Source organism: Paenibacillus sp. GM2FR (assembly GCF_002803325.1).
In the GTDB taxonomy this organism is placed as follows: domain Bacteria; phylum Bacillota; class Bacilli; order Paenibacillales; family Paenibacillaceae; genus Paenibacillus_AQ; species Paenibacillus_AQ lautus.
In genome coordinates, this window is record NZ_MKZM01000011.1 from 391648 (window position 1) to 410381 (window position 18734).

The window sequence follows — 18734 nt, forward strand, 5'->3', positions numbered from 1 at the left end:
GGTATAGTAAGTACATGATGTAGTTTAGGAGTTAAAAGGAGCTGGAACCGTGTATACCATCCTGATTGTGGAAGACGATGAACGAATCGCGGATAAATTAAGATCGGCTATTTCCAAATATGATTTCAACGTACGGATTACCGAAGACTTCAGCCGTGTGATGGACATTTTTACGGATACGAAGCCGGACCTGGTTCTGCTGGACGTCAATCTGCCGAAATTCGACGGGTATTATTGGTGTAGGCAAATCCGTACCCAATCGCACTGCCCGATCATCTTCATCTCGGCACGCGACAGCGGCATGGATCAGATCATGGCGCTGGAAAACGGGGCGGATGATTATATTACAAAGCCGTTTGACATGGAGCTTGTTCTGGCCAAAATCCGCAGCCACCTGCGCCGTGCAGTCGGTGCCTATGCCTCCGGTCAGGAGGATGAGCAAACCGTCGAAAGCGCCGGTCTCATCATCTATCCAGAGCGATTCGTTGTAACTTATGGAGACGAGTCAGCCGAGCTTACCCAGAAGGAAGCAGCCCTGCTGACGATGCTAATGGAAAAAGACGGCCGTGTGGTCAGCCGCGAGCGGCTGCTGGACCTGATGTGGGAAGATCAGCACTTCATTGATGACAATACGTTAAATGTTTATATTACAAGGGTTCGCCGCAAGCTTCGTGAGCTTGGCGCCGGAGATCTTATCGAAACCGTCCGGGGAGCAGGCTACCGGTTCATGACAGGCAGGGAGCCCTTATGAAACTTTTCTTGCGGGAGCATCTCCCGCTCATGCTGTTTTTTACCGTTCAAATGCTGCTTGTCCCCCTGCTGTACTGGCTTACCGGTGAAGGCAGACCCTTTACTGTCGTGCTATACGGGGTGCTGTTAAGCAGTGTCGTGCTGCTTCTCTATCTTGCATACCGGTATCTTTCCCATCGCACGATGTATCAAGAGCTTTCTTCCGAGGAGCTCTCGAAGAAGGAATTCTCTAACCCTCCCCTGGGTGAAGCGCCGCTGCCGGAAGCGATCCACGAGCGGATCGGCCATTATGAGCGCTTATACCGCGAGCAGCTGCATCGGCATCAAAGCGGAACCGACCAGCACCTGGCCTTCGTCAACCGCTGGGTCCATCAGATGAAGACCCCGCTGTCGGTGATTCAGCTAACACTCGATGAAGTCGAAGAGGCACCCGCCGAACATATACGGGAAGAGCTTGATCGCATTCGCAAAGGCCTCGAAATGGTGCTGTATACCGCACGCCTGGACCGGTTCGAGCAGGATTTCAAGGTAGAAGCCGTCGGACTCCGTGCCGCGGTAAGCGAATCCGTCGTGGAGAACCGCAAGCTGTTCATTCGTAAAGGCATTACGCCGGTGTTCCAAATCGATGATCAAATCACCGTCTATACGGATGCCAAATGGTTCCGGTTCATGCTGGGCCAGATTCTGACGAATGCCGTGAACTACTCGGGCAGCCCCGGCAAGAAGATTCAATTAACCGCAGAAGCAGCGGGGAAGAACATCAAACTTCATATACGTGATGAGGGTATCGGCATTGCGCCGGAGGACATCAACCGGGTGTTCCATCCTTACTTCACCGGAGAGCGTGGTCGGCAATATCATGAATCCACCGGCATGGGCCTGTATCTTGTTCGTGAAATTGCCCATAAGCTTGATCACTCCGCTCAACTGGAATCCACGCTTGGTGAGGGAACCACCGTCACCTTGACGCTGCGGAAAGCAGTACATCAAGACACATCTCCAACTTAGGTGTGTCTTCATTTCATTTCGCGATATCCCCAGCATACGAACAGAATATGCGAACATAACCTTATGGCAGATGTAAGCTCCGGTTCACCTAAATCCATAGCACGGTCAAGTCAGTATACGATAAAGTTAGGTTACACTAAGATGTTGTTCAAAAAGTCGTCTTTTGATCACGAAGGGAGTCAAGAAGTAACTCGGCATCGAATCTTGAATTCAGCCGGGCCTAAGCAGATGCTTCCGAAGTATGTTTCCTGCGGAAACATTTCAGGTGCTCACGTACCCAAAACAAGCAGATGCTTCCGATGTCGTTTTCTGCGAAAACGTGTAGCTCCGCTCCTCACTCCCTAGCTTCATCCAACCTAAAGTGTTTTGAAAAAACGCACTTCGGAAGCATACGCTTCGGTGCTGAAAATCCGACTTTTTGAACTCGCACACTAAAGAGGTATACAGAAAGGGGCTTCCGGGTTTATGGATATTCTTGAAGTAAAAGCATTAAACAAAGTATATGCGGGCAAAGTGGCGACACAAGCTCTTACCGATATTCATCTCACCATTCAAGAGGGAGAATTCGTCGGCATCATGGGCCCTTCCGGCAGCGGTAAAACCACCCTGCTGAACATGGTATCCACCATCGATCGTCCAAGCTCGGGCGAGGTCAAGATCGGGGGCAAAAATCCTTATACCATGAAAAAAAGCGAGCTTGCCCACTTCCGCCGGAGACAGCTCGGCTTTGTGTTTCAAGATTTCAATCTGCTCGATACGTTAACGGTTGCCGAGAATATCGTGCTTCCGCTTACGCTGGACCGCCGTCCACTCAAGGACATGGAGTCAATGCTGCAGCAAACCGCTTCCCGTCTTGGCATCCGCGAAATTTTGAATAAACGCGTGTACGAGATTTCGGGAGGTCAACGACAGCGCACCGCGATTGCCAGGGCGATTATCGGCGCGCCTCTGTTACTGCTTGCGGATGAGCCTACAGGAGCACTCGATTCCAACTCCTCACGGATCGTGATGGAGTCGTTAGCCGAGATCAATGAGCGGGATCGCACCACATTGATGCTGGTTACGCATGATCCTCTGGCCGCAAGCTATTGCAACCGCATCGTCTTTATTAAAGACGGCAAGCTGGCCGCCGAAATTCACCGCGGAGAGAACCGGCAGGCCTTTTTCCAAAAAATCATCGATACGCTATCGTTCTGGGGAGGGAATACAAGTGAGCTTTCCTCAATTCGCGTTTAACAACGTCCGGCGTAACGCGCGTCAATATTTCGCTTACCTGCTTAGCAGCTCGTTCATGGTCATGATCTTCTTTACGTATGCGGTATTCATCTATCATCCGGCCATCGAGAATTCGCCTATGGGTACCATGACGCGTACGGGAATGACCATTGCCACCGTGATCGTCTATGTGTTTGCGTTCTTATTCGTGCTGTATTCGATCAGCGTCTTCCTGAAGTCGCGGAACCGCGAATTCGGCATTCTTACGATCCTTGGAGCGGAAGCCAAACAGATTAATTGGCTGATCTTCCTGGAGAACGTTCTGATTGGCGCCATTGCCATCGTAACGGGCATCGCCAGCGGAATGCTTCTATCCAAGGTATTCCTGCTCATCAGCACCAAAGTGATCGATATGGACGAGCTGCCGTTCTATTGGCCGTTCAAAGCCATGCTGCTGACAGCCGGTGCTTTCACTGCGCTGTTTCTCGTCATCTCGCTCTTCACCTTGTTGTTTATCCGGAAGAATCAAGTCCTGGAGCTTCTAAAAGGCACCAGCAAACCGAAAACCGAACCGAAAGCCAATCTATTCCTGGCCATCTTGGGCGTGGTGCTGCTTACCATCGGCTTTACCGTCCTTCGCGTCAAAGAGTTAGACCCTGTGGGACTGATGATCGCTGCGGTTACGGGAATCATGGGCACGTATTTCTTCTACTCCCAGCTATCCGTGTGGGTTGTCCGAATGCTGCAGCGAAACCGCGCGACAACCTGGAAAGGGACGAACCTGCTGTGGATTTCCGAAATGAGTTACAAGATCAAGGATAATGCCCGCATGCTGTTTTTGGTCACGGTTGTCGTAGCGCTCGCTTCCATGAGCACCGGCTTCGTGCTGGCCATGCAGCAATCAATCAAATCGGTATATCTGGATAATCCGTATGCGCTTAACTACAGCTACTATAGCAATACCGACGAGACGAAGGCGCAGGAAGAATTGGCCCGGATTGAAAATCGTCTGCAGGCAGAAGGGCTCAGTTATAAACGGGCGGGCGTCGAGACCATCTACTATCGCTTGTCTGCGAACGGGGAGGGCTCCTTACACATCATGCCGCAATCCCATTACGATCATCTGGCCGCCATCACGAATGCCAAGCCGGTTGGGTCACTCGGCGAGAATGAAGCCTTATTGGCGGAAACCCCGAATGCAGCGAAGAAGAGTAAAGGAACGCTAACGGAGACTGATATCGAATTATCCGGTCAGTCCTACTCTTTCAGCTTGGAGAACCGTACAGACCGGATTGCGGCTGTGGTATACAGCGGCAGGCTGCTGGTCGTGACGGATACCATGTTTGAAGAGCTACGGGGCGGGCCCAAAGCAGATGAAATCAGTGTGACTCATACGTATCCGTTTATTCTTCCCGATTCCCAAGGACTCCCCCAGAAGGATGATCCTGAAACCAAGCTCGGCCTTGAGCTGTCGGAATGGAACAGAAGTGCAATCAGTGAAGGTTATATAGAATCCAGGGCGGAGAACTATTACACCAATAAACAAGGATTTTCGTTATTCAGCTTTATCGGGGTGTTTGTCGCCTTGATCTTCTCGATCTCAACCGCAAGCTTCCTGTATTTCAAGCTGCATACGGAGCTTTCGGCCGACCAGGCGATGTATCGCTCCCTGTCCAAGATCGGACTGAGCGCACGGGAGATGAACATCTCCGCAACCGTTCAGATTGCCGTGCTGTTCTTTATTCCCATCCTGGTTGCAGCCTTGCAGTCCTTGGTCGTCCTCGACCCGATTCTCGGATACCTGGATGTTCCGAATGTAAACGGACCTGTATTGGCAGCCTCATCGGCATTCCTGGCCGCCCAAATGGTTTATTTCCTGATCGCCAGAGCCCGTTATATTAAATCCGTGAACAGGATGATGGTGTGATCATGCATGAAGGACAACACGGCACCGCAGCTCAGCATCGGCCTGCCATTGGAAAGGGACGATTACATTTTTTAGACCAGTTCAGGGGGTTTGCCCTGCTTGGTCTGCCGTTTGTTAACGTATTGGCGCTCTGGCTCATCGCCACGCCGGATACCGCAGCGGATTTTTGGCTGCAGCGAGGGCTTAACTTTTTCGTAGAAGCCCGATTCTACACCATCTTCACGTTCCTGTTCGGACTCGGGTTCTATATGTTCCTATCCCGAAGCGCTGCAACGGATGGACGGCCAAGACTTCGGCTGTATATTCGCCGGTTAGTCATTCTGGTTCTGATCGGCGTCATACATCAGTTATATCAATCGGGTGAGGCCTTGTTTTATTATGCGATTGTTGGTCTGCTGGCGATCCCGTTTTATGGGGCACCGCGGAAAGTTAATCTTGGTATCGGATTGGCCGGGTTTACGGTTGCGGCCGTCATAGGATTCAAGCTGCTTACCATCCCGTTTCTGATCCTGTTAGGGCTGGCCGCAGGCCAATATCGATTACTCGATGCGATCCACAATGGATTTAGATTACGCGCGTTGCGCATGATTTGGGTACTGTCTTTGCTAGGAACGATCATCGTCATCGCCACGATGTGGCGGGTGGCACCTTCCGAGCCTATGCCTTCCTTTTTATTCGAGGTAGAAGGCGTGCCGCCGTCACCAGCCATGGAAGCGGCCTTTACTCTGGCACATATCGGGGTGGCGACAGGCCCTCTCGTATCTGTATTTTATCTAAGCTCGCTCTTAATGCTTGAGCGTACCCGCCTAGGTGCAAAGATGCTGTATCCGTTGCAGGCATATGGGCGGACGGCGCTCACCAACTACATTGGGCAGACCGTCTTTCTGGTAGGTATTCAGCGCTTGATCCTAAACACCTCGCCCACCACGTATGTCGTATCCACGCTCGTTTCCTTAGGGATTGTGGTCTTCCAGATCATAGCCAGCAATCTGTGGATGCGTTGGTACCAATACGGACCTCTCGAATGGTTATGGCGATGCGGTACCTATTGGACCATCGTGCCAATTCGCAAAAAAACAGGAGTCCTATAGGGCCCCTGTTTTTTGGGTTTGTTGTTGCCGAGTGGCCATATAAATTCCCAATATCAGCGTCCATATAAAAACAGGACCCGAGGTGACCGGGTAGATGATAACACTGAGTTTTGGAAGCAGCAGTGCTACAGGTATTCCAAGCGCTCCCCACCCCCCTGCTCCTATGCCTACCCATGCCATAAACGGTTTCATACTACCTTCAGAGAGCAGCGACTTGCCAAGCAGGCTAATTCCGATCCAGGCCAGCATCATGGCAAAATCCCCGGCCATAATACCGAACGCAAATAACCCGACACCCAAGGCGGACGTTCCTGGATCTTGAACCGAGTCCCACTCCTTGGCCAGCATCGGGAGAACGGTTAATTCCATCGCAAGCACGAGCACCCATATCGTCATCGCCGCAATGAACAAGCGGGCAGCCATCATCGCAGCCGGGCGTCTACCGGCCACAGTCTCCCCTAAAGACAGTCCTCCAAGCCATAATAATATAGCTGTCAGCATCAGGCTGTGATCCCATTGCCAATAGGTCAGCATATCCGGAATCATAGAAATGACATGATGACCCGTCCACGGATCGGTAGCTGGAAGGTGCATAAGCGTAGCTATAACAAACAGCGCGCCGCCCAATAAAATGCTGATGCCTGCATAACGGCTAACTTGCGTATTTTCCTTCCATTTGCTCATGAGGGATTCCCGCCTCCTGCTTCGTCGTCTATCTATCCTTATACTTCCCGTTCGGTATTGAAACTAGAAGCTTGAGATATTTCAGCAACTTTGGTGAAAGGTGACCCTGCATAGCGCTCTTCTTATCCCTCCTGTTCCCTCCCGCTATTTCATCCTCCGCTCCAGGCGCCTGATCTCCTGTTCGATTACAGTCCAGACTGCGGACAGCCCAGGAAGTACAATATCTTATGAGTCCTGATCTTTATTAAGCATAAACACGCAGCCGATCATCAATGAGACCCAGCAGCCATGCTCTTTCTCCAGGGACATCCTCTCTCAGCCTGGCTGCCGCTACCGGCAGCATCCAGCGGTCGATCTCCTCCATCTTTGCATGAGATAATCGACGATATTCATTCAGGTATATTTTATTCCACAGGATTCGGGCCATCCGAAGCGGAATCGCCATAAGGCTCGACTGTTCGAGCGGATGAAAAGGAGATTGAAACATCAGGGATGTCCTGGCGACGTCGCATAGAGGGTCACCAATCGTGGCGTTATTCCAATCGATCGCCCGGTATCCGCTCTCCGCCACGATCACATTGTCCGGGTGGAAGTCGCCATGACAGATGGAGTCCCCCTCAGGATAAGAGTCCAGTACCTTGCATATGGCCTGCGCCTTTCCCTGCAGGATGCCGCTTGCATCAAGAATTGCATGCTCCAGCCTTTCCTTTTGCGGCGGCAGCAAGGTTGTCGTGCAGCCATGCATCGCATGTTGGAGCCGTGCCATCTCACGGGCGCACTTCGTGAGCTTGCGCGGTGACGATTGAACCTGATGCAGCATCGACGGTCCTGTCACCCGTTCATACACCAGTCCCGTTCGTCCCTCGATATCCACCATGTCAAAGACGGCAGGGGTAGGCACGCCCGCTTCCGCAACGATGCGGCCCATCTCCGCCTCATAGGTCACCCATTCCGGGGGGTACCCTTCATAATACAGCTTTAGAGCCTGAGACTCTCCCCATTCATACACCTCTGCGCTCCTGCCTCTTCCAATCTCTATACCCTTCTTCAAAGCATTTCCTCCGCTTCCTACGTCAGCTGGATTTTGATTTCGAACGCATCATCAACCGCTGAATCCAGCCTGGCCTCTGAATCCGGCAGTTATGAAATGCGGATATCTTCCATTCCCCGTTCACCTTGATCAGCACGTTGGTATTAATGGAAAAGCGGCCGGTGGGCGGCTTCTTATGAAATCTGAGCTGCACCGCTCCCGTAGCCTGGGCTATCGCAAGCTCCGGGGTCAGGAAACGCAGCTGGGTCGGGGTTGGTCCCGCAACCAGCTTGGAGTCTCGCAGCACCCCATCCCACAGCTTCTGATGAACCTCATCGATCTCTTTGCGGCCCTTCAAGTGTTGTCCGCTAAACGTGACGTAATCCGCATCATCCGTAAAACATTCCGCATAAGCCCGGCCATTCCCTTCTCCCCACGCCTTGGACAGCGAATCGAATAACGTTTGGATCGCCTGGCGATCCTCGTACGTTCCGTTCATCAGCCTCATCCCCATTCCTTTCTTGCTCTTAAGCGGGATCACGAATCTTCTTTGAACACATTGTACGATAATCCGACCGAATTGAATTCCCGCCACGGGATGAAAACCGGCTCGGTCTTGGGACCGAGTTGTTCCTTCAGATCCGGCGAGTTGCGTTCTTTACGCAAGCAGGAGCGCGAGATATGATATCGTTATCGACGAGAGACCGAATCGTAAAGGAGGTTGCAACCGGCATGATGAAGATTAGCGCTTTTGCCAAGGTCAGCGGCATTTCCATCAAAACATTGCGGTATTATGATGAGCTGGGCCTATTGAAGCCGGCCCATGTTGATGAACAAAGCGGATACCGTTACTATTCCGAGGAGCAGCTTCTGATCGTTAAGCGGATTGCCGCCTACAAGGAACAGGGGTTTACCTTGGAACAGCTCAAACCTTTTTTTGAAGAGGATATAGAAACCGATGTCGTCAAGAACAAACTTGCGGATAAAATGACGGAGCTTCAGCATGCGATGCGGAGCCTCCAGCTGCAGTTGGATGAAGTGAACAACAGGATGACGCGCTTGGAACGATCCGAAGCAGGGAATCCGGGTGGCCCCACTATCCGGGAAGTCCCATCCCAGCGTGCCGCTTTCATTCGTGACCAAGTCGCCCGCAGCCAGCTATGTCTCTTGCTGGATGAGATTACGAAATATGCTGCCTCTTATGGAGAAGAGGAAGCCAGGCAGCTAACCATTCTTTGGCATGACCACGGCAGCGGGAATGCCGACATCGCCGATATTGAGGTCGCAGTCCCCATAACTAGGGACATCCCTGCTAATGGGCGCGTTCGTGTGGACTTTCTACCGCAGCTGATATCTGCCGCATCTCTTGTACATCGTTGTGATCCATGCATCCATAGCTGCCCCGTTATACCCGAGCTCAAGGCATGGATTTCGTCCCAAGGCCTCGTTCAATCGGACCGGGAACCGATCCGCGAGATCTATCTCACCTCGGATAAAGATATCTATGGTAAGCAGCGCCCTGCGGAATTGCTTATCCCCCTACAAGGTAACGCGGAGTAACCCTTCCTTGCCGCGAGGGCTACCGAAACGAAAGTCGACCCATCCTCTATCCGTACTTGCAGCAGCGGTACTCCGGCATGTCTTTTTTTGCTGTTGAATAAAACGCTTCCCGCCCTCTTGACTCTCCCCTTAACAGGAGAGTGTACAGTAGCGTTAAATCGAACAAGAGGAGTGGGGTTTCATGAAACGATTAGAAGACAAAATCGCATTGGTTACAGGCGGAAGCCGAGGCATCGGCAAAGGAATCGCCCTTCGGTTAGCGGATGAAGGGGCTCTTGTCGTTGTGCATTACGGAACCCGCCGGGATGCTGCGGATCAGGTTGTCCAGACCATACAAGATCAGGGTGGGCGAGCTATCGCCCTAGGCGCCAAACTGGAATCGGTAAACGGAGCAAAAGGACTCATTCATTCGCTGGAGGAGGAACTTGTTCGCGTAACGGGGGACAACCGTTTCGATATTCTGGTGAATAACGCAGGCATCGGAACCTCCAACACCTTTGAAGAGACGACCGAGGAAAGCTTCGATGAGCTGCTTGCCGTCAATGTAAAAGCACCGTTCTTCCTGGTCCAACAGGCGCTGCCGCTCCTTCGTGACGGCGGACGCATCGTCAACATCTCCTCCGGTGTTACGCGTATCGCCTATCCGCATATTATGGCTTACAACATCACCAAGGGTGCCATCAATACGTTCACGTTGCATCTCGCCAAGCTGCTTGGTCCACGCGGGATCACGGTGAATGCGGTTCTTCCAGGCATCGTGGATACGGATGTGAATGCTTCATGGCTGCATACGCCGGAAGGGCAGCAGCATGCCGCGGAGATGTCCGCGCTTGGCCGAATCGGTCAGCCGTCGGATATTGCGGATGTCGTAGCGTTTCTGTCATCGAGCGACGGGCGCTGGGTGACGGGCCAAATGGTTGACGCAACCGGCGGCTCTCATCTGTAACTATAAGAAAAACGTCAATCGACGTACTCTCAAAGAAGACAGACCGCGTTTGGCGGTAGTTTTTCTTGCGATATCAGGCAGCAGATCCTCCGAAGTTTATACTTTCTGATATCTTAAAAAGAGGCGATCCTTGCCTGGCATCAACGCCAAGCAAGGATCGCCCTTTTTCTTGTTTCAGTTGTTTAATCGGTTTCGGCCATCCGCACAACCGACTTCCGCTCCGGGTTCCAGCGCCATAACGGATCCTTCCCCCTCACCTGCAAGCCTCCTACCCATTTATCGATGGTTCCGGTGCAGGCATAGTCGGCCTTCCCGGCTAGCACCTCATGCCCCAAACTCGTCACTTGCAGCACCCGATCTTGGAAATGGGGTACAGCCAGCTTAAAGTCGGGAAACGGTGCTGTACCATCGATAACCAGCAAAGAATCCGGCCCCTCCGTCATCTTCGCCAGGTAATACCAGAACTCCAGATCTCCCATTCCGAGTGTATGGAGCTTATCACCTACCTTTCGGAATAACTCATAAGGCTTATGGATTCCGCCCGCTACAGCCTCTAACGTCGTCTGCTCGATGATCCCGAGTCCATTGCTCACAGAGGGCAGCCGTGCCAGATGAGCCTCGAATGCATCGCTTGCAAAAGACAGTGCCGAGGAATCAACCTCCAGCATGCGCTGATGTTTCTCCGGCAGTTCCGAGGTATAGGCCTCCCACAACACGCTGCCCAGCATAAGCTCTTCTTCTCCAATCGTGTGCCATGTGCCCGATAACGTCTCGAGTTGCTCCGTGCTAAGCTGCCCCAGCCCGCGAAAAAGCTCGATGCCCGGGTATGCGCCAATGCACAGCAGGCTAAGCCTCGTATTTCCGAGTGGCCGATCCTTAAACCAATGCAGCAAATAAGACAGCATCGTCTGGTCAAATAGATCATGCTCAAACCAGAGCACAACTTCGTCATATATTCGAAAATCCTGGAGCTTCCTCTCCTGCGACTCGCAGGTTCCGATATATTCCTTCTGCGGAATTCCCAGCGTTTGCTCCAGATACTGAGCTCTTGCGCTCCGATGATCCGGCTCGTCCATCTTCGTGAAGACCGGACCAAACGAATAAAGCTCCCTCCACACCAGGATATCTCCTTGAACGTTCCCTTGCTTCAGCTTATCCCCTACTGAATCCCCGTTAACGATATGCAGCATACGCCTGCCTCCCTCATACAGATCGGTGAACACCGATACAAAGTCGGCTACATGAAGCGTGTTCTTCAGCTTCCGCCGGGCATCAAAAAGTCTCTTCTTCAAAGCCGTCAAGGATATATCCAAATATTGCGAGATCTCCCGCAGGCTGTAGCCTTGAAAATAATAGAGCTGGACCGCAATCCGCATGCCGGGTGGCAAATCCGCGATCGTGGCATGCAGCTGACCGATCATTTCTCTCTTTTCCACGACCGACTCTAAGCTTCGCTGATCTCCAGCCGGCAGCTCAACCTCATGCAGCGGTAACGTCTGAAATTGCTTGCGGCGCAAGCCCCTGTAACACTGCCGCTCCACGATCACTTTGAACCATCCGGGAAAACGCCGGGGATCCTGCAGCTTATGCAGATTCGCAAAAGCCTCCGTAAATGCCTCCTGCACGGCATCTTCCGCTAAATGGGGATCACGCAATTTATCGTAGGCCACAGCCAGCGCCATGCCGGTAAAATGCCGGACCAAGCTTTCCTGGGCCTCCGCACTGCCCCGCCGGGCTTCCTCAATCCACTGGAACACGTTCACTTAAACCTCCCTTCCCGGTGTCTCTAACACTTAAGTGCCGATTCGTATAAAAAAGGTTACCTCTCTTCAGGAAATGACCGTCTGCACCGGATGGATGATATAACGAAAATTCTCCATGGCCTTCGCCGGCGCCTCCGAAACACGGTTCCAATGATGATAGAAACTATATGGGAATTTAAAGAGATGGCCGAAGTCCCAGTCGATTACAGCCCCGTCGATACCTGATGCCCAGTACTCCGGCTGATCTGGCAAATAAGACGATCTTGCAGCCTCCACGAGAGGCAGCCGATCCACGGGCGATACGATTCGAATCGGCTCTTCTGGGTCCAGCTGGCGGCTGGCACGGAGCACCTTCGCGATTTTGAGTACACCCGGCATGCCTCTGCGAAAATAAGCATGGTGGCCAAGATCATACAATATGTTTAAGGCATGGGAGTAGGTCAGCATATGCCCCATCAAATCATGATGGGCTTCCGCTCGGTAGATTACCGAATAAGTGGCCAGTTCATTCAAAATAAAGGCCGACAGCTGATCGCCGTCCGTTATTTCAGGCATCCCGTCATGTTCATCCAGGGTCAACCGTTTAACCTCGGCTGCAGAATATCCGATCCAGGACCTTCCCGGAATTGTCTTCGCGAAAGAGGAGACCAATTCCGCAATATCGGCTGCTTCATGGCGGAGACCACCTCCAAGCTCGTGGAGTGCAGCCAGACTTATTGCGGCATAGATCACATTGTGCCCGACCCAGTGCAAACCATCGATCGTACCGTCAAGGGCTGCAAGAATCCGTGATTCGGCGCTGTCTACGCTCAGGCTTTCCTCTGGCACCGTTCCCGGCTGCAAATACTTGCCGATCATCCTCCGATTCTCCGCTGCCACAGCCTCTTCAACCTTCCCGGACAAATGGTTTTCTTTTATAAAAAAATAACCCGCGATCGCTGCCGCTCCGTAATGGGCCTGCCAAATATCTCCCGTTTGCCGTCTACTCTGCGACAGTATGGATAATCCGTCAACGAGAATCGCCGTATTCTTATCTCTCATCACGAGTCCTCCCCACACCCCTCTTGACATTCACTTAACACCTATGTAATGATACTCTTCAACTCATCTTGTTCTCTCTTCAGATTCGAAAAGAGCTGCGCAGATGAATTTAAGAACAACATACCACACGGCGATGAGAAGAAATAGTAGCTTATCTCTCGGGGTCCAAGCGAACCGGCGAATGGTGCGAGGCCCGGTACTCCGGAATAAGTGAATGGATCTTCTCGCTTCAACCCGAACCTCCGAGCTGTGCCGGAGCAGTAGGCCTTGACGGCTCTCCACCGTTACTTTGGGAGATATGGCAGGAATCATGGTGCATTTCACCATTTCCACGTCATGCTAAAGAGCGACCGTACAGTCGAATTCGGGTGGTACCGCGAAGTTACACTTCGTCCCATAGAGGGATGAGGTGTTTTTGTGTTGTTCGCAAACTATCAGGGAGGTGTTTTTTATGCAACGATTATTGTCAGGCATCAAGCCGAGCGGGGATTTGAATATTGGCGGATATGGAGGTGCCCTCCGTCAATATGTGAAGCTGCAGCATGAGTATGAATCCTATTTCTTCGTGCCGGATCTGCATGCGATCACGGTCTATCAGGATCCCATGGAGCTGCACCAGCGCACGCGGGACATTGCCGCGCTGTACATTGCGTCGGGCATTGACCCCGATAAAGCGACGATCTTTCTGCAATCGCAGGTCCCCGCACATGTAGAGCTCGGGTGGTTGCTGGAGACGCAGGCGCATTTTGGTGAATTAAAGCGCATGACCCAATTCAAGGAGAAATCGGACGGAAAAGATGCCGTGAGCTCCGCGTTGTTTACGTATCCGGTCCTGATGGCTGCCGATGTGCTGCTCTACCAGGCAACGCATGTGCCTGTCGGTGACGACCAGAAGCAGCATCTTGAATTGACACGCGATCTGGCCGAGCGCTTCAATAACCGGTATGGCCGCACGTTTACGGTGCCTGAGCCGATCATCCAGGATATTGGCTCCCGCGTCATGGGGCTTGACGATCCGTCCAAGAAGATGAGCAAAAGCAACCCGAATAAGAACAGCTGCGTCCACATGATGGATACGCCGGAGGATATCCGCAAGAAGTTCTCCAGGGCCGTTACCGACTCCGATGGCCAGGTCCGGCATGACTGGGAGCAGAAGCCGGCGGTCAGCAATCTGATCGAGATTTATTCCGTATTCTCCGAGGAAGCCATCTCCGTCATCGAGAAACGGTATGAAGGCCAAGGATACGGTGCGTTCAAGAAGGAATTAGCCGAAGTGGTCATCGAGAAACTTCAACCGATCCAGGAGAGGTTCCATCAAATCGTGAATTCCTCCGAGCTTGATCGCATTTTGATGGACGGAGCGAAGCGGGCTTCCGAAACCGCAGTCCCGACACTGCTCGCCGCCAAGAAAGCGATGGGATTGGTCATGTTCTGAAAGAACCGAGAGGGCGTCCCCTTGATTACTGTTCCTTATCGGGAATCAGAACAAGGGACGCCCTGCCTATTTTTGTCGGCTGGCCTTGTTATGTTGCACACAAGCGTCTACACCGCTTTAGTCTGTCCTGCCTCGCTATACCCCATGGTTCTTCTGATTCCCGACTTATTTATTGAGATGCCTGCCATGTCGCTGTCGCCCCCTTGACATCATCTCCCTATCGTAACCGTAATCTTATTCCCTTGATCAGGAATGGTGATCGCCAAGAGGCCGCTCTTCGAATCCGGGAAAGGGCGCAGCTCGATTTGATAGGCGTCCGTACCGGCAACCGCCACGTCGCTTCTGGATATCGACTCCAAATGGGGGTGGTAAATCAATGTCTCTCCAACGGACGAAACGAAATCTATACTTAAGCTGCCGTTTTCATGATCATAACGGTATGCTGAGAGCACGCCGGCTGTCGCTTGCGGATACGCGCGATTCAACGCCTTGGCATATGGGGCTTCCTTGAAGCCGTCACACCAGCACCAGTATGTATTGCTCCAAAGATACCGCTCGAATATCGCAATGATCTGCCTGGAAAGCTGAAAGGTTGCCGGATGATTGGAGAATGCTCCCCATTCCCCGACCAGGACCGGGACGTTCAACCGTTCCTGCACCTTGCGATGGGTAGCAAAAATCAGCTGGACGCGATCCTGATTGTAAATGTCATAATGCTCCGTATCGACCACCAGATCATAGCCGTGCGGTGCGAACACCTGATGGTGTAAGGTTTGACCGGCTGGATCCTGCACAAGCTGCAAGCCGGACTCGATCCCCATGTTCGAAAAATAGCTCGTTTCCAGCATCAAAAATCCGTCCGGGGAAACGGAGCGAATGGCTGCCGCCGTCTTGCTGAAAAAGGGCGCGAGAACCTCCCTTTCGAAGATTTGCGATACTTCTCTGGCGCTGTCGACGAGTATGCGGTACGTATCCATCTCCGCCATCCCGGCAAGAACCTCCAGCCTCTTTTCCTCGTCAAACCAGAGTCCGGCAAGCTGCTCCATGTTCGGGTCGGCTATTCGCATCACATGCCCCGCATATGCGGCAATGATGGTGCCGAGCACCTCCTGTCCGCTTGTTCCGGGGTACGGCTCGTTCATCATGTCATAACCGATAATATTCGGACAATCAGCCATAAACTGTGCGGCATGCTTCCACATCGCTGCATAGTGATCCTGCAGGCCGATCCCGTCGGAAGCGGACGTATTCCGCCAGAAGTGATCCAGAGCGCGGTTCACAGCCGGACTTTCCAGGTAGGCGTCACTCCAAATATGTCCGGTAACATGAGGAAGATCATCGGAGAGGGTCGCCCACGCTGGTGCCCCGTCGCCGTAGTGCACGCTGTACAAATCCTGATGCATATCCAGAAAAACATAGAGATCATTCTGCTCAGCCCATACAACCTGCTGCTTGATTCTGCTCAGATACGCATCGTCGTAGACCCCAGGCTCCGGCTCGACGCCATCCCATATTAAACCTAGACGGATAACGTTAAAGCCTTGTTCGCGAAACCAGGCGAACAGAGCTGCATCACAGGGCTCAACATATCCTTTTGCCTTGTCCTTGCATACGAGATTGATGCCGTTCAGGATCACTTGAGCGCCGTCTTCATTTAAGAATCGTTGTCCGTCGACCACTAATTTTTTCATGTCTGCTTCCCCCTACCGTTCTTCTACCGGAATGTAAATTTCAATGTAATGATTGTCGTACTGGTTATAAAGATTGACTTCAAGAGAATGGCCTGCGATCTGTAGTCCGCGATTGCGAATGAAAGCTTTCATCTGATCGTAGTGATCATCCATCTTGGCATAGTCGTCCCTGCCGATAATCACGCATTTTCTGGCACAGTAGCGAGGCTCTAGTCTCTGAAAGACGGAAGAGTCATCCTCCATCGGGAAGGTGGACAGAATGCCATTGTACAGGTAATTGTGATAACGGCCTGCGTTAAGGTTATCTTGCGACACGATCGATATGGTATGGCAGAATGCAAGCCATTCCCTGGCATTGATTCTGCGAACCTGTTCCTGTACTTTTCCCCCGAGTCCTTGATCGGCGCTCTCCATGATAGAATCGGTAAGAAGCACCCAGCACGGGTGGCTTAGTACAAGCTCAATGACCTCCGTGTTATCGAACCGTTGCAGCTGAACATCCAACACGTCCAGCTTGTGATACAAATGCTTCAAATAAGTCCGTTGGCGATCGATGTCTTGCCGCTTGTCGGAGAGCAGTCTGCGCATAGCGTTTAGGCTGTTGTCCCGAAGCAGCGCTTGGATTCGCTCGATCGACACATCCATGGCCCGCAGCATTCGAATCGTGATGAGTGAATCGAACTGTTCAAGATCATAATAGCGGTACTTGTTCGCGTCCCGATTGCGGGAATGAAGGAGTCCGATCTTATCGTAATAACGCAAGGTATCGATCGGGATATCCAAAATTTTGGACACTTCGCCAATCGTAAAATTCAAATTTAACGCCGATTGCTTCACATCTTCACCCCCCCTCTTCTGGCATTATTGCTGAACGCGGAGATGTCATCCTCTTTTTTCTTATCAAAAGGGTACAATGCCAGCGGAATTAATCCGAGGAGAAAAGCGGCCAGCGGAATCAACCCGGTTGCTACCCGAATGCCTAGCATGGCGGACTCGGACTGTTCCGCCGCAAGACCGTCATATCCGTATGCCCCGATGACATTAATGAAGATAACCGTTTGCAGGCTGGAGAAGGCAACCGTGAATAACGAGAACAATCCGTTGAACAGCCCGGTTTTCCGCACGCCGGTCGTGCGTTCATTTTCGTCGATGAGCAGCGCCCCTACAGGAGATATTGCCGTTCGAAGATAGTTCACAGCAAAAACGATTAGGACGTAGGATGCCGCCGCGCTCCATATGCCGTCAGCAAGAAAAATCCCGCCGTATCCGAGCACCACGAAGATGGTCCCCAGGTATACACTCTTCTTCGTTCCATTTTCCTTGACGATGGATCCCATGACCGGCAAGAACAGGAGCGCGATCACATGCGTACTCACATCGATGACGGTAGCTTCGATACCCGTTGATTGCACTACGCTGTCCATGTAGTAGAGAAACGGCGTAAAGTAGAAAAACACGGGGCCGGTGACGATGGTAAATGTAATAAAGGTGAGGAAAGGCCTGGATTTGATGATCTGCCAGGCTTCTTTGTAAACCTCTTTTGTATCGATATGCTGCTTATCCAGTGATTCGTACATTTGGGCATCTTCTCTCAGTCCCCTCAGGGCCCAGGTAAAGAATATCGCTTCTGCCACAATTACGGCAGAGAAGATCGGGATGATAACCTCCTGCTTTCCGTCCCCAACGAGCAGCAGCGTCGGAATCAAGGTGATCAGAAATGACATCGCCTGGGATACGTAGTTCTGGATCACACCAACATCGATGCGCTCCTCCTTGGTTGGCGCTGCGATCAGCACAAACGATTGATAGGCTATGCTGTAAGCGGTTGCAGCCGTGTCGTAAATAAATAGCAACCCGGTATACAGCAGAAAGATCAACCACTGATCCCAAGCCGGATTCGACAGCATCATGAGGAAGGAGGCAACGATCATGAACGGCACCGTCACTCTCATGATATAGACGTATTTCCCACGGTGCGCGCGATGCCTCATTCGGTCAATCCATACGCCCAGCACCGGGTCGTTAATCGCGTTCCAGATGTTATAGATAATGTACACCCATGCGACATACTTCGGACTAAGACCGATGATATCCGTGTAATACTTCAAGAACACATTGTGGATGAGCACTCCTCCGACTGACAGGATCGGACCAGGAAGAGCCAGACGCCATTTCTCCCCTAGAGTCAGTCCGGCAGCAGTGAAGCGAAAGGCTTGCCGCAAGGCACTTCGCGCTTTACCTAACATTTACCATCCCCCGATCGTTCAACGATTCAACCAGATCCTGGATCCTGAACTCATTGTAAACCATGGAGTAACTCCAGATGAAATAGCTTTGTTCATTTTTTTCTAATCGTTTTTTCCCCGAAAGAGCGGATTTGATTGTGTCATATTTCTGGTCTATTTGGATCACCAGAGACTTCTGGAATTCACTTGAATAGCGATGCTTGGGGCCTGCGAAAATATTGCGAACCCGAGAAAATTATGTTTCTTGCTATCCAAATCGGGACGCGACTATCATTGGAGATGCGGAAGCGGGCCCGAAATAACCGAAATCGCCAAATGGAAGGGGAAGATCATGAAAACAATCGATC

Annotated in this window: 17 protein-coding genes and 1 other annotated feature; of the genes, 8 read left to right on the forward strand and 9 right to left on the reverse strand. The window is 51.9% G+C overall.

The features are described from left to right. Positions 1-49: 49 nt before the first annotated feature. The 5 genes from PAEVO_RS30085 (at position 50) to PAEVO_RS30105 (ending at position 5991) form a co-directional block, all read left to right on the forward strand. Complete coding sequence (locus PAEVO_RS30085; protein WP_100541144.1) at positions 50-751, forward strand: response regulator transcription factor; 702 nt, start codon at positions 50-52, stop codon at positions 749-751. Continuing rightward, a complete protein-coding gene (locus tag PAEVO_RS30090; protein ID WP_100541145.1) occupies positions 748-1758 on the forward strand; it encodes a sensor histidine kinase in 1011 nt (336 codons plus the stop codon). The genes PAEVO_RS30085 and PAEVO_RS30090 overlap by 4 nt, the downstream gene beginning before the upstream one ends. Before the next feature lie 465 nt (positions 1759-2223). Continuing rightward, the gene (locus tag PAEVO_RS30095; RefSeq protein ID WP_100541146.1) at positions 2224-2994 is read left to right on the forward strand and encodes an ABC transporter ATP-binding protein; all 771 of its coding nucleotides are present in this window, start codon (positions 2224-2226) and stop codon (positions 2992-2994) included. After that, entirely contained in the window at positions 2969-4900 is a 1932-nt protein-coding gene (locus tag PAEVO_RS30100; RefSeq protein ID WP_100541147.1) for an ABC transporter permease, read from the forward strand. Before PAEVO_RS30095 ends, PAEVO_RS30100 begins: the two co-directional genes overlap by 26 nt. 2 nt (positions 4901-4902) lie before the next feature. Then, complete coding sequence (locus PAEVO_RS30105) at positions 4903-5991, forward strand: DUF418 domain-containing protein (protein ID WP_100541148.1); 1089 nt, start codon at positions 4903-4905, stop codon at positions 5989-5991. Here the strand turns inward: PAEVO_RS30105 and PAEVO_RS30110 are convergent. From PAEVO_RS30110 to PAEVO_RS34765, 4 genes are all read right to left on the reverse strand, one after another. Beyond that, the gene (locus PAEVO_RS30110; protein ID WP_100541149.1) at positions 5986-6675 is read right to left on the reverse strand and encodes a hypothetical protein; all 690 of its coding nucleotides are present in this window, start codon (positions 6673-6675) and stop codon (positions 5986-5988) included. The two genes, PAEVO_RS30105 and PAEVO_RS30110, sit on opposite strands and share 6 nt — an antisense overlap. Positions 6676-6919: 244 nt before the next feature. Continuing rightward, positions 6920-7726: a phosphotransferase family protein gene (locus PAEVO_RS30115; RefSeq protein WP_100541150.1), complete on the reverse strand. Its 807-nt coding sequence runs from the start codon at positions 7724-7726 to the stop codon at positions 6920-6922. A gap of 22 nt (positions 7727-7748) precedes the next feature. Then, entirely contained in the window at positions 7749-8204 is a 456-nt protein-coding gene (locus PAEVO_RS30120) for an SgcJ/EcaC family oxidoreductase (RefSeq protein WP_100541361.1), read from the reverse strand. 38 nt (positions 8205-8242) lie between these two features. Then, complete coding sequence (locus tag PAEVO_RS34765; protein ID WP_279300490.1) at positions 8243-8371, reverse strand: hypothetical protein; 129 nt, start codon at positions 8369-8371, stop codon at positions 8243-8245. Positions 8372-8386: 15 nt separating this feature from the next. On the opposite strand from PAEVO_RS34765, the gene PAEVO_RS30125 reads away from it, so the two are divergent. Both PAEVO_RS30125 and PAEVO_RS30130 read left to right on the forward strand, forming a co-directional pair. After that, positions 8387-9265, forward strand: a complete 879-nt coding sequence (locus PAEVO_RS30125; protein ID WP_100541151.1) for a MerR family transcriptional regulator — start codon at positions 8387-8389, stop codon at positions 9263-9265. A gap of 181 nt (positions 9266-9446) precedes the next feature. Beyond that, positions 9447-10211, forward strand: a complete 765-nt coding sequence (locus tag PAEVO_RS30130) for an SDR family oxidoreductase (RefSeq protein WP_100541152.1) — start codon at positions 9447-9449, stop codon at positions 10209-10211. A gap of 182 nt (positions 10212-10393) precedes the next feature. Here PAEVO_RS30130 and PAEVO_RS30135 read toward each other — a convergent pair whose 3' ends face one another. Continuing rightward, positions 10394-11974 (reverse strand): sigma-70 family RNA polymerase sigma factor, encoded by a 1581-nt coding sequence (locus PAEVO_RS30135; RefSeq protein ID WP_481856507.1) that lies wholly within the window; start codon positions 11972-11974, stop codon positions 10394-10396. A gap of 66 nt (positions 11975-12040) precedes the next feature. Then, positions 12041-13015 (reverse strand): hypothetical protein, encoded by a 975-nt coding sequence (locus PAEVO_RS30140; RefSeq protein ID WP_100541153.1) that lies wholly within the window; start codon positions 13013-13015, stop codon positions 12041-12043. Between the two features lie 124 nt (positions 13016-13139). Next, positions 13140-13415: a binding site (T-box leader), on the forward strand. A 51-nt stretch (positions 13416-13466) separates the two neighbouring features. Here PAEVO_RS30140 and trpS point away from each other — a divergent pair. Next, positions 13467-14450, forward strand: coding sequence for a tryptophan--tRNA ligase (trpS, locus tag PAEVO_RS30145; protein ID WP_100541154.1), 984 nt, complete (start codon positions 13467-13469; stop codon positions 14448-14450). 209 nt (positions 14451-14659) lie between these two features. On the opposite strand, the gene PAEVO_RS30150 is transcribed toward trpS, so the two are convergent. Genes PAEVO_RS30150 through PAEVO_RS30160 form a run of 3 tightly spaced genes read right to left on the reverse strand, consistent with a single transcriptional unit; the run spans position 14660 to position 18387 of the window. Further along, positions 14660-16141: a cellulase family glycosylhydrolase gene (locus PAEVO_RS30150; RefSeq protein ID WP_100541155.1), complete on the reverse strand. Its 1482-nt coding sequence runs from the start codon at positions 16139-16141 to the stop codon at positions 14660-14662. 12 nt (positions 16142-16153) lie between these two features. Next, positions 16154-16978 (reverse strand): MerR family DNA-binding transcriptional regulator, encoded by an 825-nt coding sequence (locus PAEVO_RS30155; protein WP_100541156.1) that lies wholly within the window; start codon positions 16976-16978, stop codon positions 16154-16156. Beyond that, positions 16975-18387 (reverse strand): MFS transporter, encoded by a 1413-nt coding sequence (locus PAEVO_RS30160; RefSeq protein WP_243390990.1) that lies wholly within the window; start codon positions 18385-18387, stop codon positions 16975-16977. Before PAEVO_RS30160 ends, PAEVO_RS30155 begins: the two co-directional genes overlap by 4 nt. Positions 18388-18734 lie beyond the last annotated feature (347 nt).